This window comes from Ancylobacter polymorphus (assembly GCF_022836935.1).
Taxonomy (GTDB): domain Bacteria; phylum Pseudomonadota; class Alphaproteobacteria; order Rhizobiales; family Xanthobacteraceae; genus Ancylobacter; species Ancylobacter polymorphus_A.
The window spans coordinates 1,651,728-1,666,676 of sequence record NZ_CP083239.1 but is presented as its reverse complement, the minus strand read 5'-3'; the positions used below and the strand labels follow the sequence as shown (position 1 = coordinate 1,666,676).

General features: G+C 68.0%; 10 protein-coding genes. 5 read left to right on the top strand and 5 right to left on the bottom strand.

Features of this window, described 5'->3' with window-relative positions; translation table 11 throughout:
* Positions 1-13: 13 nt before the first annotated feature.
* The 4 genes from K9D25_RS07775 to K9D25_RS07760 all read right to left on the bottom strand — a co-directional run bounded on the left by K9D25_RS07775 (position 14) and on the right by K9D25_RS07760 (position 6,137).
* A complete protein-coding gene (locus K9D25_RS07775; RefSeq protein ID WP_244450286.1) occupies positions 14-1,060 on the bottom strand; it encodes an aldo/keto reductase in 1,047 nt (348 codons plus the stop codon).
* Positions 1,061-1,167: 107 nt separating this feature from the next.
* Complete coding sequence (locus tag K9D25_RS07770) at positions 1,168-3,210, bottom strand: acyltransferase family protein (protein WP_244450285.1); 2,043 nt, start codon at positions 3,208-3,210, stop codon at positions 1,168-1,170.
* Between the two features lie 94 nt (positions 3,211-3,304).
* Positions 3,305-5,338 (bottom strand): acyltransferase family protein, encoded by a 2,034-nt coding sequence (locus K9D25_RS07765; protein ID WP_244450284.1) that lies wholly within the window; start codon positions 5,336-5,338, stop codon positions 3,305-3,307.
* 133 nt (positions 5,339-5,471) lie between these two features.
* Positions 5,472-6,137, bottom strand: coding sequence for an arylesterase (locus K9D25_RS07760; protein WP_244450822.1), 666 nt, complete (start codon positions 6,135-6,137; stop codon positions 5,472-5,474).
* Between the two features lie 114 nt (positions 6,138-6,251).
* Here K9D25_RS07760 and K9D25_RS07755 point away from each other — a divergent pair, with 114 nt between their 5' ends.
* The 5 genes from K9D25_RS07755 (at position 6,252) to K9D25_RS07735 (ending at position 12,646) form a co-directional block, all read left to right on the top strand.
* Positions 6,252-6,971: an ABC transporter ATP-binding protein gene (locus K9D25_RS07755; RefSeq protein ID WP_244450283.1), complete on the top strand. Its 720-nt coding sequence runs from the start codon at positions 6,252-6,254 to the stop codon at positions 6,969-6,971.
* Positions 6,968-9,571 (top strand): ABC transporter permease, encoded by a 2,604-nt coding sequence (locus K9D25_RS07750; protein ID WP_244450282.1) that lies wholly within the window; start codon positions 6,968-6,970, stop codon positions 9,569-9,571. Before K9D25_RS07755 ends, K9D25_RS07750 begins: the two co-directional genes overlap by 4 nt.
* Positions 9,572-9,741: 170 nt before the next feature.
* Entirely contained in the window at positions 9,742-10,521 is a 780-nt protein-coding gene (locus K9D25_RS07745) for a Bax inhibitor-1/YccA family protein (RefSeq protein WP_244450281.1), read from the top strand.
* 140 nt (positions 10,522-10,661) lie between these two features.
* On the top strand, positions 10,662-11,021 hold the full coding sequence (locus tag K9D25_RS07740) for a DUF1428 domain-containing protein (RefSeq protein WP_244450280.1): 360 nt from the start codon (positions 10,662-10,664) through the stop codon (positions 11,019-11,021).
* Positions 11,022-11,200: 179 nt separating this feature from the next.
* Positions 11,201-12,646 carry an NAD-dependent succinate-semialdehyde dehydrogenase gene (locus K9D25_RS07735; RefSeq protein ID WP_244450279.1) on the top strand — a complete coding sequence of 482 codons (1,446 nt, stop codon included), beginning with the start codon at positions 11,201-11,203 and terminating at the stop codon, positions 12,644-12,646.
* An 81-nt stretch (positions 12,647-12,727) separates the two neighbouring features.
* Here the strand turns inward: K9D25_RS07735 and K9D25_RS07730 are convergent, their stop codons facing one another.
* Complete coding sequence (locus K9D25_RS07730; RefSeq protein WP_244450278.1) at positions 12,728-14,947, bottom strand: xanthine dehydrogenase family protein molybdopterin-binding subunit; 2,220 nt, start codon at positions 14,945-14,947, stop codon at positions 12,728-12,730.
* Between the last annotated feature and the right edge of the window lie 2 nt (positions 14,948-14,949).

Genomic DNA, 14,949 nt, shown 5'->3' with positions numbered 1-14,949 from the left:
CCGCCTGCGCTAATCAGGGGCAGGGATTGCCGCGAAGCTGATGTACGGCGTCGATGCGCTTGAGCACCTCGGGCGAGAGCGTCACGTCGACCGCCCCGATATCGGTGACGAGCTGTTCCATCGTCGTCGCGCCGATGATGACCGAGGTCATGAACTCCCGCGTCAGGCAAAAGGCGATCGCCATCTGCGAGGGATCGAGCCCGGCGTCGCGGGCGATGGCGAGATAGTCGTCGATCGCCTCCTCTGCCCCCGGCACCTGATAGCGGAAAGCCCGCTGGAACAGCGCGGTGCGCGAGCCCTCGGGGAGCGCGCCCTTCTGGTACTTGCCGGTGAGATAGCCCTGGCCGAGCGGGGAATAGGCGAGAAGCGCCACATCCTCGCGCAGGCTCACTTCGGCGAGCGCCGTCTCATAAGTACGGTTCAGGAGATTATAGGCGTTCTGCAGCGAGGCGACGCGCGGCGCCCCAGTCCGCTCCGCCTCGGCGAGGAACTTCATCGTGCCCCAGGCGCTCTCATTGGAGAGGCCGAAATGGCGGATCTTTCCCTCCTTCACCAGTTCGGCGAAGGCGTCGAGCGTCTCGGCGATGGGGGTCTCCGGCCCGGGCGCGCTCTCCCAGCGGGTCGGGTTGGCGCCGAACAGTGCCACCGGCCGGCCCGGCCAGTGCAGCTGATAGAGGTCGATATAGTCGGTCTGCAGCCGCGCGAGGCTCTTTTCCACCGCCTCGCGAATCTGGCCACGCGTCGGGCGCGCGGGAACGCCATCGTCGCGGAACCAGTCCATCTGCGAGAGGCCGCACACTTTGGTGGCGAGGATCACCTTGTCGCGGTTGCCGCGCGCCTTGAACCAGCTGCCGATGATGCGCTCGGTGGAGCCCTGCGTCTCGGGCTTCGGCGGAATGGAATAGAGTTCGGCGGTGTCAAAGAAATTGATGCCGTGGTCGAGCGCATAGTCCATCTGCGCGTGGCCTTCGGCCTCTGTGTTCTGTTCGCCATAGGTCATGGTGCCGAGACAGATCGTGGAGACCTCGAGGCCGGTGCGGCCGAGCGGGCGATACTGCATGTGGGGAGCTTTTCGCAAAGACGGGGGGAAGGTGCGGACAAGATAGGTAGCCCCCGGCCGGCCGGCAAGCTGCCGCCCCGCTCCTTCGGCACATCTACCGGCGCCCGTTACGGCAGTGGCGGCGTGCTCCCGCTGGGCTTCAGCTCCTCCGCGATCGTGGTGAACGCCGCCGTCATCGCCGGTTCCACCAGCGCCGCGCCATAGGGGGAGAGGTGGTCGCCGTCGATATAGAAGGCCCCGTTGCGGTCGCCCCAGAGATAGCGCCCGCCATGGGCGAAGAGCTCATCGAAGGAGAGCACCCACACCTTCTCTCCGCGCAGCTTGTCCAGCTCCGCCGTGGCGAAGCCTTGCAGCTTGCCATCCGCCTCCACGGTGGTGGAACTCTCCTCCACCGCCTTCTCGAACTGTGCCGGACCGCTGCCATGATCGAGATCGAGCAGGACCGCCTGCTCGATCACCTTGCGCGGCACTACCGGGTGTTCCGGCACCTGGTCGATGAGCACCACGGCGGCGCCGAGAGCGCGATAATCCTGCACCGTCGCCGCGAGATGGCTGGAGAAGGTGGCGCGCGATGTGGCGAGCGAGGGGAAGAAGGGGTCACCCTCAGGCCCAAGCGCGAAGGAGCGGCCGCGCTCGCGGCCGGCATAGACCGACCAGCGGGCGGCCAGCACCACCACGTCGAAGTGTCCGTCGCGCGCGGCCTGCAACTGGTCGCGCGAGGCCTGCTCGCACACACCGATGTCGAAGATCGCCCGGTGCAGCGTGGTGCGGTTGATCGGCGGGCAGCTGGCCAGCGCCATCTGATAGACCGCATTGTCGCGTCCGACCCCGGCAAAGGCCGGCAGGATCGAACCGGCATGGCTGTCGCCGATGATGAGGATGCGCAGCTTCGGGTGCTCGGGCGTGAATACGGCGCAGAGCGGCGCCCGGTTCTCGCCCGGCGGCACCGGGGCGCAGTCGAGCTTGAGCGACGACCGGCGGAACGAGGCCAGAAGCGTGTCGGCATAGCTGCCGGGCGCAACGCCCGCGAGCCGGCCTGGAAAGCCGCCCGAAAAGCTCATTGCAAAGCCGACGACGGCAAACAGCCCCCCCACGACCGCGCTCGCGCGGAAGAGTTCGCGCCGGCCCGGCAGCAGCGGCACGGGGCGGCGGCGGAAGGGTTGTTCGACATAGCGCCAGCTGAGATAGGCAAGCCCTATCGAGAGCACCGCCAGCGCCATCATCAGCGCTGGCGCCGGCTCCACCAGCGAGCGGATGCGCGCAAAGGCGAAAAGCGGCTGGTGCCAGAGATAGGCGCTGTAGCTGATCAGCCCGAGGCCCACCAGCACCCGCGCCGACAGCACCCGCGCCACGAAAGTGCCCTTGTGCGCGAACAGCACCACCAGCGCCGCCCCGACCACCGGCACCAGCGCATAGAGGCTGGGAAACGGCGTCGCCTCGTCAAAGGCAAAGATGGCGAACAGGATCATCCCCAGCCCCAGCGCGCTCAGCCCGTTACTGGCGCGTGGCGCATGGCTGGTGGCGAGAAAGCCGCAGATCGAGCCGGCGAGCAGTTCCCAGATGCGGAATTGCGGCAGGTAGAAATTGGCGCGCGGCGCGTAGCGCCAGCCCCATTCGGTGGCGAGCAGGCTGAGCACCGCCACCCCGACCACCATCCAGAACAGCCGGCGCCGGCCGAAGCGCCACAGCGCCGCCAGAGTCAGTGGCGCGAACAGATAATATTGCTCCTCCACCGCCAGGCTCCAGGTGTGGAGCAGCGGCTTTAGCTCGGCGGCAGCGGCGAAATAGCTGCCTTCCTCCTTCCAGAACAGGAAATTGGAGACGAAGAACACCACGGCCGTGACGCTCTGGCCGAACTCTTTCAGCTGGTCGGGGATCATCCACAGCCAGGCGAAGGGCAGACAGGCCAGCATCACCACGCTGAGCGCCGGCAGAATGCGCCGCGCCCGCCGTTCATAGAACCGGGCGATGGAGAAGGTCCCGGCCTCGATCTCGCTGAGCAGGATGACGGTAATGAGATAGCCGCTGATGACGAAGAAGACGTCGACCCCGACATAACCGCCGGAAAAAGCCCCGAACCCGGCATGAAACAGGATGACAGGAACGACGGCGACGGCCCGAAGGCCGTCGATCTCACTTCGGTACTTCATGTGCCCCCGCACAGGCCGACTATGCACGATATGCCCCGGGCCGAGCGTTAGCTCGCCCCGCCGCCCCCGTCGAGAACTCACGGGACACACAACGTCACAATCCGGGCGTCACCGCCCCCTGCGGTGGGCGCGTGATCGCCGCGAAGGCCTTTGTCACGCTGTCGCGCAGAAACGCGCTGCCATGAACTGAGAGATGGTCGCGGTCGGAATAGAAGGCGCCGTCGCGATCCCCCCAGACATAACGCCCGTCACGCTCGAAAACCTCATCGAAGGACAGCAGCCAGACCTTCTCGCCCTTTACCTTCTGCAACTCGCCAACGCTGAAAGCCTGTCGCTCCGCATCGGTCTCGACGGTGGACGAACTCTCCCAGATCGCCTGTTCAAGCGCTTCCCCGTCGAACCCGCCGCGCAGGCCGAGTAGAGCCGCCTGTTCCAGCACCTTCTGCGGCAGCACGGCCTGTTCCGGAATCTGGTCCAGCAGCACCACCGTCACGCCCCGTTCGACATAGCGCCGCACCGTCTCGGGCAGTGCGGCGGCGAAGGCTTCCCGCGCGTCGGCCTGCGAGGGGTAGCGCCGGGCTCCCTCAAGCGAGATCAACACCTTGTTCCTGAAGCCGAAATGGTACATCGACCACCGGGCCACGAACACGACGATATCGAACGCGCCCTCCTCCGCCGCGCGCAGTTGACGCCGGGCGAGATCCTCGCACACGCCGAGCTCGAACAGGCCGCCATGCACCGACACGCCGATCAGCGGCGGACAGCTCGGCGCGCCCATCCAGTAGACGGCGTCGGTCTCGCCCACCCCGGCGAAGGCGGGCAGCGTTGCCTGGGCATGGCTGTCGCCGATGATGAGGATGCGGTGGCGCGGATTGGCCGGCTGGAAGATCGGGCAGAGCGGCCCGACCTGATTGGGGGCGCCGCCCCGATCGCAATGGGCGTCGGTTGTAGGGCGTCTGGCCGAAGCGATCAGTTGTTCCGCGTGGCTCCCCTTCTCGATGCCGGCCAATCGGGAGGGAATGCCCTTGGACACATTCGCATAGATCCCGACGACGGCAAACAGCCCCCCCACGACCGCGCTCGCGCGGAAGAGTTCGCGCCGGCCCGGCAGCAGCGGCACGGGGCGGCGGCGGAAGGGCTGCTCGACATAGCGCCAGCTGAGATAGGCAAGCCCGATCGAGAGCACCGCCAGCGCCATCATCAGCGCCGGCTCAGGCTCCACCAGCGAGCGGATGCGCGCAAAGGCAAAAAGCGGCTGATGCCAGAGATAGGCGCTGTAGCTGATCAGCCCGAGGCCCACCAGCACCCGCGCCGACAGCACCCGCGCCACAAAAGTGCCCTTGTGCGCGAACAGAACCACCAGCGCCGCCCCGACCACCGGCACCAGCGCATAGAGGCTCGGAAACGGCGTCGCCTCGTCAAAGGCAAAGATGGCGAACAGGATCATCCCCAGCCCCAGCGCGCTCAGCCCATTGCTGGCACGCGGCGCATGGCTGGTCGCGAGAAAGCCGCAGATCGAGCCGGCGAGCAGTTCCCAGATGCGGAATTGCGGCAGGTAGAAATTGGCGCGCGGCGCGTAGCGCCAGCCCCATTCGGTGGCGAGCAGGCTGAGCACCGCCACCCCGACCACCATCCAGAACAGACGGCGCCGGCCGAAGCGCCACAGCGCCGCCAGAGTCAGCGGCGCGAACAGATAATATTGCTCCTCCACCGCCAGGCTCCAGGTGTGGAGCAGCGGCTTTAGCTCGGCAGCGGCGGCGAAATAGCTGCCTTCCTCCTTCCAGAACAGGAAATTGGAGACGAAGAACACCACGGCCGTGACGCTCTGGCCGAACTCTTTCAGCTGGTCGGGGATCATCCACAGCCAGGCGAAGGGCAGGCAGGCCAGCATCACCACGCTGAGCGCCGGCAGGATGCGCCGCGCCCGCCGTTCATAGAACCGGGCGATGGAGAAGGTCCCGGCCTCGATCTCGCTGAGTAGGATGACGGTAATGAGATAGCCGCTGATGACGAAGAAAACGTCGACCCCGACATAACCGCCGGAAAAAGCCCCGAACCCGGCATGAAACAGGATGACAGGAACGACGGCGACGGCCCGAAGGCCGTCGATCTCGCTGCGATATTTCATGTGCCCCCGCACAGGCCGACCATGCACGACATGCCCCGGCCGAGCGTTAGCCCGCCCCGCCGCCCCCGTCGAGACCCCGCGGGACACACAACGTCACAATCCTGCCATTCGCGGCTTGGCGAGCGGAGGTACGTCAGTCGGGAGTGGCGGTGCCGGCAGGGGTACGGGACTTCAGCGTCGCCAGAAACGCCTCCACCACCGGCAGCGTGCGCGCGACGATGATGTCCACCCCCGCCGCCGTGGGATGCACGCCATCAGGCAGGTTGAGCCCGGGGGTCCCCGCCACGCCGTCGAGAAAGAACGGGTAGAGCGGCACATCGTATTTCCGCGCCAGCTTTTCATAGATGCCATCGAAACGCGCCTGATAGGCACTGCCGAGATTGGGCGGGGCGCGCATGCCGGCCATCAGCACCGGAATGCCGCGCGCCTTCAGTCGCGCCAGAATGGCGTCGAGCGAGCGCTCGGGGATCGCCGGGTCGAGGCCGCGCAGCGCGTCATTGGCGCCGAGCTCAAGGATGACCCCGTCCGTCCCCTCGGGGATCGACCAGTCCAGCCGGGCGAGGCCGGCACTGGTGGTGTCGCCGGACACGCCGGCATTCTCGATCACAACCTCGTGTCCCTTGGCCCGCAGCGCCGCCTGCAGCCGTACCGGAAAGGCCTGGCTGGCGGCGAGGCCATAGCCGGCGGTGAGGCTGTCGCCAAACGCCACCAGGCGCACGGGTTCGGCGGTGGCGGCGCTGGCGGCGGCCGTCGCGCCAACAAGCGCAAGGGCGCAGAGCGCAAAGAGCCGATGGAGCAATCGTGACAAAGGCCTACCCTTTCGGAAACGGTGCAGCGCAACATATGGTGCACGGGATGCCGGCCTCCAGAGGACAAGCCTCCGCCGGCCTGCAACAGACGCGAAAAGAGCCCCATGCCTTCTGACACGACACAGGCCACCGCCATTCGCCTTGAGGGCGTCGAACTCTCTCTCGGCAGCGGCGCGGCGCGCGTGCACATCCTCAAGGGCGTCTCGCTCGCCATTCGCCAGGGCGAGGCGGTGGGCCTCGTCGGGCCGTCCGGCTCGGGCAAGTCGAGCCTGCTCATGGTGCTGGCCGGGCTGGAGCGCGCGGATGCCGGCCGGGTCGAGGTGGCGGGGCAGCAACTCACCGGGCTCGACGAGGACGCGCTGGCGCGGTTTCGCGGCCGGCATGTCGGCATCGTCTTCCAGGCCTTCCACCTCATCCCGACCATGACCGCGTTGGAAAACGTGGCCGTGCCGCTGGAACTGGCCGGCCGCCCCGATGCCTTCGCCCGTGCCGCCGCTGAACTCACCGCCGTCGGCCTCGGCCATCGGCTCGACCACTACCCTTCCCAGCTCTCCGGCGGCGAGCAGCAGCGCGTGGCGGTGGCCCGTGCCCTGGCGCCGGAGCCGCGCATCCTCGTCGCCGACGAGCCGACCGGCAATCTCGACGAGGCGACCGGTAAGCAGATCATGGACCTGCTGTTCGAGGCGCAGGCGCGGCGGGGCGCCACACTGGTCATCGTCACCCATGACCCGACGCTGGCAAGCCGCTGCAACCGGACGGTGCGGCTGCGCTCCGGTGCCGTCGAGACGGCGGACGCCTTGGTCGGCGCCGGGGCCGGCGCATGAATTCGGATCAGGTTTCGGCTTCGGTGGCCGGCGAAAGCCGCACCGCCCCGCTGCGCGCGCCGAGCCGCCGCACCTTGCCGCTGCGCTTCGCCCTGCGCGAACTGCGCGGCGGCCTGCGCGGATTCGCCGTGTTCCTCGCCTGTCTCGCGCTCGGTGTCGCCGCCATCGCCGGTGTCGGCGCCTTCTCGCGCGCCCTGACCGACGGTCTGGCGCGCGAGGGCACGACGCTGCTCGGCGGCGATGCCGCCTTCACCCTGGTGCAGCGCGAGGCGAGCCCGGAGGAAGTCAGGCTCATCGAGGCGGGGGGGCGCGTTTCCACCGTCGCCACGCTGCGCGCCATGGCGCGTGCGGGCAGCGGCGAGGCGCTCGACGCCACGCTGACGGAGGTGAAGGCGGTGGACGGCGTCTACCCCATGGTCGGCACGCTCGACATCACCCCGCCGCAGCCGCTCGCCGCGGCGCTGGCCCGCGACGGCGACGCCTATGGCGCGCTGGTCGACCCCGCCCTCACTGACCGGCTGCAGCTGAAGATTGGCGATCGCTTCCAGCTCGGGGCCGCGACGCTGATCCTGCGCGGCACCTTGGAGCGCGAGCCGGACCTGCTCTCCACCGGCATCGGCTTCGGCCCACGCGTACTGGTGTCCATCGACGCGCTGCGCGCCAGCGATCTGCTGCAGCCCGGCAGCCTGGTGCGCTGGCATTACCGCGTGCGGATGGACCGGCCCACTGAGCTTTCCGCCTTTGTCGACGAGGTGCAGAAGGGCGCGCCGGAGGCCGGCTTCGAGGCCCGCACCCGCGACGCTGCCGCTCCCCGGCTGGAGAATAATGTCCGCCGCTTCACCGAATATCTCACCCTCGTCGGCCTCACCGCCCTCCTCGTCGGCGGCGTCGGCGTCGCCAATGCGGTGAAGAGCCATCTCGACGCCAAGCGCGGCGTCATCGCCACCTTCAAGAGCCTCGGCGCGCCGGGGCGGACGGTGTTCGCAATCTACCTCGCGGAAGTCGGGCTTATCGCGGCCATCGGCATCGCCATCGGCATCGCAGTGGGCTCATCCCTGCCCTTCCTCGCCAATGCCGCCTTTGGCCACTTGCTGCCGGTGGCCATCGAGCCGAGCCTGCAGCCCGGCGCGATTCTGCTGGCGCTGGCCTATGGCGCGCTCATCGCGCTGGCCTTCGCGCTGTGGCCGCTGGGCCTCGCCCATGATGTGCCGGTGTCGGCGCTGTTCCGCGAGCATGTGGAAGGTGGGCGCCGCCGGCCGCGCCTTGCCTATATCGCCCTCACCTCGCTCGCCGTGCTGGCGCTGGCGGCGCTTGCCGTCTACGCCTCGGAACAGCGCAACATCGCGATGATCTATCTCGCGGCGGCCGCGAGCGTGCTCGTGGTGCTGCGGCTGGTCGGCGCCGGCATCATGGCGATCGCCCGCCGGCTGCCGCGCCCGCGTTCCACGGCACTGCGGCTCGCGCTCGCCAATATCCACCGGCCGGCGGCGCTCACCCCCACCATCGTGCTCTCGCTCGGCCTCGGCCTCACCTTGCTGGTGACGCTGGCGCTGATCGACCGCAGCCTGACGCGCGAACTCACCTCCCGCCTGCCGACGGAAGCGCCGAGCTTCTTCTTTCTCGACATCCAGAACACAGAGACCGACGCCTTCACCCAGTTCCTCAAGCAGAAGGCGCCGGAGGGCGAGGTCGAGGTGGTGCCGATGCTGCGCGGCCGCATCCTCACTCTGGGGGGACGGGCAGCTGAAAGCCTTGACCCGCCGCCAGAATTCGCCTGGGTGCTGTCCTCCGACCGCGGCATCACCTATGCGCAGACGCTGCCGGAAGGCTCGGTGCTGGCGGGCGGCGAGTGGTGGCCGGCCGATTATGCCGGCCCGCCGCTGGTCTCCTTCGAGCGCGAGATCGCCGACGCCTTCGGCCTCAAGATCGGCGACGAGGTGACGGTGAACGTGCTCGGCCGCTCCATCACCGCCACCATCGCCAATCTGCGCGATGTGGAGTGGGAACGGCTCGCCATCAACTTCGTCATGGTGTTCTCGCCCAACACCTTCGCCGGCGCGCCGCACACCTCGCTGGCGACGCTCACCCTGCCGGAAGGCGGCGACGTCGCCACCGAACGCAGCCTGGGCCGCGCCGTGGCGGCGGATTTCCCAGCCGTCACCGCCGTGCGGGTGAAGGAGGCGCTGACCCAGATCGGCGAGATCGTCGCCAATCTGCTCATCGCCATACGCGGCGCCAGCCTCGTCACCCTGCTTTCCAGCGTGCTGGTGCTTGCCGGCGCACTCGCGGCGGGCCAGCACCACCGGGTGTATGACGCGGTGATCCTGAAGACACTCGGCGCCACGCGGGCGCGGCTCGTCGCCGCCTATGGGCTCGAATATGCCGCGCTCGGCCTCGTCACCGCCATTGTGGCGGTCGGCGCCGGCACGGCGGCGGCCTATGTCGTGGTGGTCTATGTGATGAAGCTGGGCTTCGCCTGGTCCACCGGCGCGGCGCTCGGCGCCGTCGCGGTGGCGCTGGTGCTCACCGTCGGCTTCGGCCTCATCGGCACCTGGCGGGCGCTGGGGCAGAAACCGGCACGCATCCTGCGCAATCTCTAGCGCGCCGGACACCAGGCCGGGGCCGCGCGCACCGTGCCGTAGCGTCAAACCTGTCGCAAACTTCACTTGCGGCAGGAAGGGCGCGCCCTCATATTCACGCTGATTTCCCACGCTTACCGGCATGTCGCCGGGATCGGTGGGCCACGGGATTATCGGGAGAGGATCCGACCATGTCCGACTTTAACCGCAACGTCTCCGTGCCGCGCTTCGGGGCGACGGCGGCGCGGACGCAGGCCGAGATCGACCAGGGCCTGCGCGCCTATATGCTGCGCGTCTACAACTACATGACGCTCGGCCTCGCCATCACCGGCGCGGCGGCGCTTGGCATCTACATGCTCGCCGTCTCCGACGTGGCGACGCCCTACCAGTTCGCCGGCATCTACCTCACCGAGTTCGGCGCGACGCTGTTCGGCAGCCCGCTGCGCTATGTCGTGATGTTCGCGCCGCTGGCCGCCGTGCTGTTCCTCAGCTTCCGGGTGGACCGGCTGAGCGTCGCCACCGCGCAGACCATCTTCTGGGTCTATGCCGCGCTCGTCGGCGTGTCGCTGGCCAGCATCTTCCTGGTCTACACGCATGAGAGCATCGTCCGGGTGTTCTTCATCACCGCGGCGGCGTTCGGTGGCCTCAGCCTCTACGGCTACACCACCTCGCGCAGCCTGTCGGGTCTCGGCTCGTTCCTCGTCATGGGCCTGATCGGCATTCTGGTCGCCATGGTGGTGAACATCTTCCTCGTCTCCTCGATGCTGCAGTTCATCATCTCGGTGGTGGGCGTGCTGGTGTTCGCGGGCCTCACCGCCTATGACACCCAGCGCATCAAGGAGATGTACTTCGCCGGCGACGACGATGTGGTGGCCGGCCGCAAGGCGATCATGGGCGCGCTGACGCTCTATCTCGACTTCATCAACATGTTCCTCATGCTGTTGCAGCTTTTCGGCAACCGGAACAACTGAGCGCTCTGACGACGCCAAACAGAGGAAAAGCCCCGGCCCGTGCCGGGGCTTTTTCGTTGGGCCTCCCGCCCGGCCTACCGCTCTTCCCCGGGGGAATGGACCTACTATCGCCTCCAACCCGACCAAGGGAGGAGGACGCCATGAGCTATATTGACGGTTTCGTCATCGCCGTGCCGACCGCCAAGAAGGACGCCTACCGCACCATGGCGGAGAAGACGGCGCCGATCTTCTTCGATCACGGCGCCCTGCGGCTGATGGAGACCTGGGAAGACGACGTGCCACACGGCAAGCTGACCGATTTCCATAGGGCGGTGCAGGCGACGTCCGAGGAAGCCGTGGTGTTTTCCTGGATCGAATGGCCCTCGCGCGAGGCGCGCGACGCCGGCATGAAGGCGTTCATGGACGACCCGCGCCTCAAGGAGTTCACCGACATGCCCTTCGACGGCGCCCGCATGATCTTTGGCGGCTTCACCCCGCTGGTCGACATGCGGCCGGGCTGAGGCCTTGCCCCACGCCTTCACAACGGATGTGACCGGCGAGTGATTGTCGCCCTGCCGCCCGGGCGCTACATAGCCTTGGCCGGCGCCGGCCAGAAGAGCCGCGCCCCGGGAGGCTGAGCCGGTCAGGGCGTACCGCCTGACGGGTTCTCCAGCTTCCCCCTGACGGAGAGGCGGAACCCATGAACTGGGCGGATTTCAAGCGCGACGCGAATCTCATCGACGGGCAGTGGGTCGGCGCCGATGGCGGCGGCACGATCGAGGTCACCAATCCGGCTACGGGCGAAGTGATCGGCACCGTTCCCAATGCCGGCACGGACGAGACGCGGCGCGCCATCGCCGCCGCCGAGCGGGCGTTCGAGAGCTTCTCGCGCACCACGGCGGATGAGCGCGCCAAGCTGCTGCGCCGCCTCTACACCGCCATCATGGACAATCAGCGCGCGCTCGCCGAACTGCTGACCATCGAGCAGGGCAAGCCGCTCACCGAATCCATGGGCGAGGTCGGCGCCAGCGCCGCCTATGTGCTGTGGTTCTCGGAAGAAGCCCGCCGCGTCTATGGCGACGTGATTCCCTCGCCCTGGGGCGAGCGGCGCATCCTCGCCACCAAGCAGCCTGTCGGCGTGGTCGCGGCCATCACGCCGTGGAACTTCCCCTCCTCCATGGCGGCGCGCAAGATCGGCCCGGCGCTCGCCACCGGCTGCACCTCGGTGATGAAGCCGGCGACCCAGACCCCCTATTCCGGCCTCGCCTGGGGCATACTGTGCGAACAGGCCGGCTATCCCAAGGGCGTGGTCAACATCCTCACCGGCTCGGCCTCGGCCATTGGCGGCGAGATGACCTCCAACCCCATCGTGCGCAAGATCACCTTCACCGGCTCCACCCCCATCGGCAAGCTCTTGATGAAGCAGGCCGCCGACACGGTGAAGCGCGTCTCGATGGAACTCGGTGGCAACGCCCCCTTCGTCATCTTCGACGACGCCGATCTCGACAAGGCGGTGGAAGGCGCCATCGCCTCCAAATACCGCAACTCCGGCCAGACCTGCGTCTGCGCCAATCGCTTCTATGCCCAGGCCGGCATCTATGATGCGTTCGTCGAGAAGCTCGCCACCGCCTCGGCCAAGCTGAAGGTCGGCTCCGGCCTTGAGGAAGGCGTGGTGCAGGGCCCGCTGATCGACGACAAGGCGGTGGCCAAGACCGAGAGCTTCGTCGCCGACGCGCTCGCCAAGGGCGGCAAGGTCGTCACCGGCGGCGGGCGCCACGCGCTCGGCGGCCAGTTCTTCCAGCCGACCGTCATCGCCAATGCCTCGCCGGACATGAACTTCGCTCGCGAGGAAATCTTCGGCCCAGTCGCCCCGGTGTTCCGTTTCGAGACCGAAGAAGAAGCGGTGCGCCTCGCCAACGACACCGAGTTCGGCCTTGCCTGCTATTTCTACACGCGCGATCTCGCCCGCGCCTTCCGCGTCTCGGAGCAGCTGCGCTACGGCCAGGTCGGCATCAATGCCGGCGTCATCACCACGGAAGTCGCGCCCTTCGGCGGGGTGAAGGAATCCGGCGTCGGCCGCGAAGGCTCGAAATACGGCATCGAGGAATATCTCGATGTGAAATATGTGTGCATCGGCGGCCTGTAAGCCGGCAAACGACCCTTGAGTCAAAAGGCCGGTCTCGCGACCGGCCTTTTCATTTTACGGCGGGTTGCGCCGGACGCGCTGTCAGACCTTGAAGTCCTCCAGCCGGAAGGGCAGCGAGCGCAGCCTCTGGCCGGTGGCGGCGAAGATGGCGTTGGAGAGCGCCGGCGCCACCCCCGGCACCCCCGGCTCGCCGATTCCCGTCGGCGGGTTGGCCGAGGGAAGGATATGCACCTCGACCTTGGGCATTTCCGACATGCGCAGCGGCACATAGGTGTCGAAATTGGCCTGCTCGACCACGCCGCCGTCGAGCGTGATCTCGTCATGCAGCGCCGCGCCGAGGCCGAAGCCGACGCCCCCCTCGATCTGCGCCGCGATCACGTCCGGATTGATGGCGATGCCGCAATCCACCGCGCAGACGACGCGTTCGACCTTGATCCGCCCGTCGACCACCGACACGTCGATGACGCTGCCGACCACGGTGTTGAAGCTCTCATGCAGCGCCACGCCGCGCCCCTTGCCGGCGCCGGGCTTCCCGCCCCATTGCGCCTTCTCCGCCAGCAGCTTCAGCACGGCGGCGTGGCGCGGCTTGTCCTGCAGCAGTTCCAGCCGGAACGCCACGGGATCGCGCCCCGCCGCATGGGCGAGCTCGTCGATCATCACCTCCACCACATGGGCAGTGTGGGTGTGGCCGACCGAGCGCCACCAAAGCGTGGGCACGCCCACTTTCACCGTGTGCAGGTCGACCCGGAAATCGTCGATGGCGTAATTGGTATCGGAGGCGCCCTCCACCGAGGTGCCGTCGACGCCCTCCTTGATGATGAAGGCCTCGAAGGGGGTGCCGACGATGAAGGACTGGCCGACGATGCGCTGGTCCCAGCCAGCGATCTTGCCGTCCGCCGTCAGGCCGGCGCGCACCGAGTGATAGAACATGGGCCGGTAATAGCCGCCCTTGATGTCGTCCTCGCGGGTCCAGACGAGATGCACCGGCGCGCGCCCGTCGATCGCCTTGAGGATGGTGGCGGCCTCCGCGACATAGTCCGCCGGCGGGTTGGCGCGGCGGCCGAAGGAGCCGCCGGCATAGAGCGACTCGATCTTCACCTGCTCGGGCTTCACACCGAGAATGCCGGCGGTCACCGCCTGCTCGATGGTCTGGAACTGCGAGCCGGTCCAGATGGTGACACCGTCGCCGGTCTTCTCGATCACGCAGTTCAGCGGCTCCATCGGCGCATGGGCGAGATAGGGGAAGCTGAACTCGGCCTCGAAGATCTTCGCCGCCTTCTCCAGCCCCTTGGCCGCATCGCCCCGACGGGCCGCGGGGAGGCCCGGCGTCTTCGCCAGCTTGGCGTATTCGTCGAAAAGCTCGGCCGTGCCGCGCCGCTCCGCCTTGGACTCGTCCCACTCTATGGCGGCAAGGGCATCGCGCCCCTGGATCGCCGCCCAGGTGTTGGTCGCAAGCACCGCGATGCCGGAAGGCACTGCCACCACCTCGACCACACCCGGAACTTTCTTCGCGGCGGTCGCGTCGAAGCTCTTTACCGTCGCGCCGAAGCGATCCGGCCGGCGGACCACGGCGGTGAGCATGCCCGGCCGGCGCATGTCCAACGCATAGGTCGCGGTGCCGTCGGTTTTGGTGGCGGAATCAAGCCGCGGCAGCTTCGTGCCGATCAGCGTGAAATCCTTGGGGTCCTTCAGCTTCACATCGGCCGGCACGGGCAGCTTGGCAGCGGCTTGCGCGAACGCGCCGAACGTGCCGGAATGCGTGCCGCTTCTCAGCACGCCCTTCTCGACCGTGATGCTATCGGCCGGTACGCCCCATTGCCGGGCGGCCGCCTCGACCAGCATCGCACGGGCCGCCGCGCCGGCGCGGCGCAGCTGGTCCCAGCTATTGGCGATGGAGGTGGAGCCGCCCGTGCCCTGGACCGGGCCGAAAGCGAGGTTGTTATAGAGTTTGGCATCGGCCGGGGCGAAGGCGGTGCGCATCTGGCCCCAGTCGGCGTCGAGCTCTTCCGCGACGATGGTTGGCAGGCCGGTGGTCACGCCCTGCCCCATGTCCACATGCTTGATGAGCACGGTCACCGTATTGTCGGGCGCGATGCGGATGAAGGCATTGGGCATCGGCGGGGCGGGCGGGGCGGCAGCGGCTTCCTCCGCCTGCGCGAGGCGCGGGGAGAGATGCACGCCGATGACGAGCGCGCCGCCGGCGGCGGCGAGCCCCTTGAGGAAGCCGCGACGCGTGGCCGCCGCCGGGGCGCCCATGCCCGCAAGCATCTGCCGGTACTGGTCGGGTGTGAGGAGGTGCATGG

What these genes read in the sequence shown, in the direction of transcription:
- K9D25_RS07730 (WP_244450278.1), bottom strand. Translation starts at nt 14,947, where the DNA reads ATGCACCTCCTCACACCCGACCAGTACCGGCAGATGCTTGCGGGCATG.
- K9D25_RS07775 (WP_244450286.1), bottom strand. Translation starts at nt 1,060, where the DNA reads ATGCAGTATCGCCCGCTCGGCCGCACCGGCCTCGAGGTCTCCACGATC.
- K9D25_RS07770 (WP_244450285.1), bottom strand. Translation starts at nt 3,210, where the DNA reads ATGAAGTACCGAAGTGAGATCGACGGCCTTCGGGCCGTCGCCGTCGTT.
- K9D25_RS07750 (WP_244450282.1), top strand. Translation starts at nt 6,968, where the DNA reads ATGAATTCGGATCAGGTTTCGGCTTCGGTGGCCGGCGAAAGCCGCACC.
- K9D25_RS07755 (WP_244450283.1), top strand. Translation starts at nt 6,252, where the DNA reads ATGCCTTCTGACACGACACAGGCCACCGCCATTCGCCTTGAGGGCGTC.
- K9D25_RS07765 (WP_244450284.1), bottom strand. Translation starts at nt 5,338, where the DNA reads ATGAAATATCGCAGCGAGATCGACGGCCTTCGGGCCGTCGCCGTCGTT.
- K9D25_RS07735 (WP_244450279.1), top strand. Translation starts at nt 11,201, where the DNA reads ATGAACTGGGCGGATTTCAAGCGCGACGCGAATCTCATCGACGGGCAG.
- K9D25_RS07745 (WP_244450281.1), top strand. Translation starts at nt 9,742, where the DNA reads ATGTCCGACTTTAACCGCAACGTCTCCGTGCCGCGCTTCGGGGCGACG.
- K9D25_RS07740 (WP_244450280.1), top strand. Translation starts at nt 10,662, where the DNA reads ATGAGCTATATTGACGGTTTCGTCATCGCCGTGCCGACCGCCAAGAAG.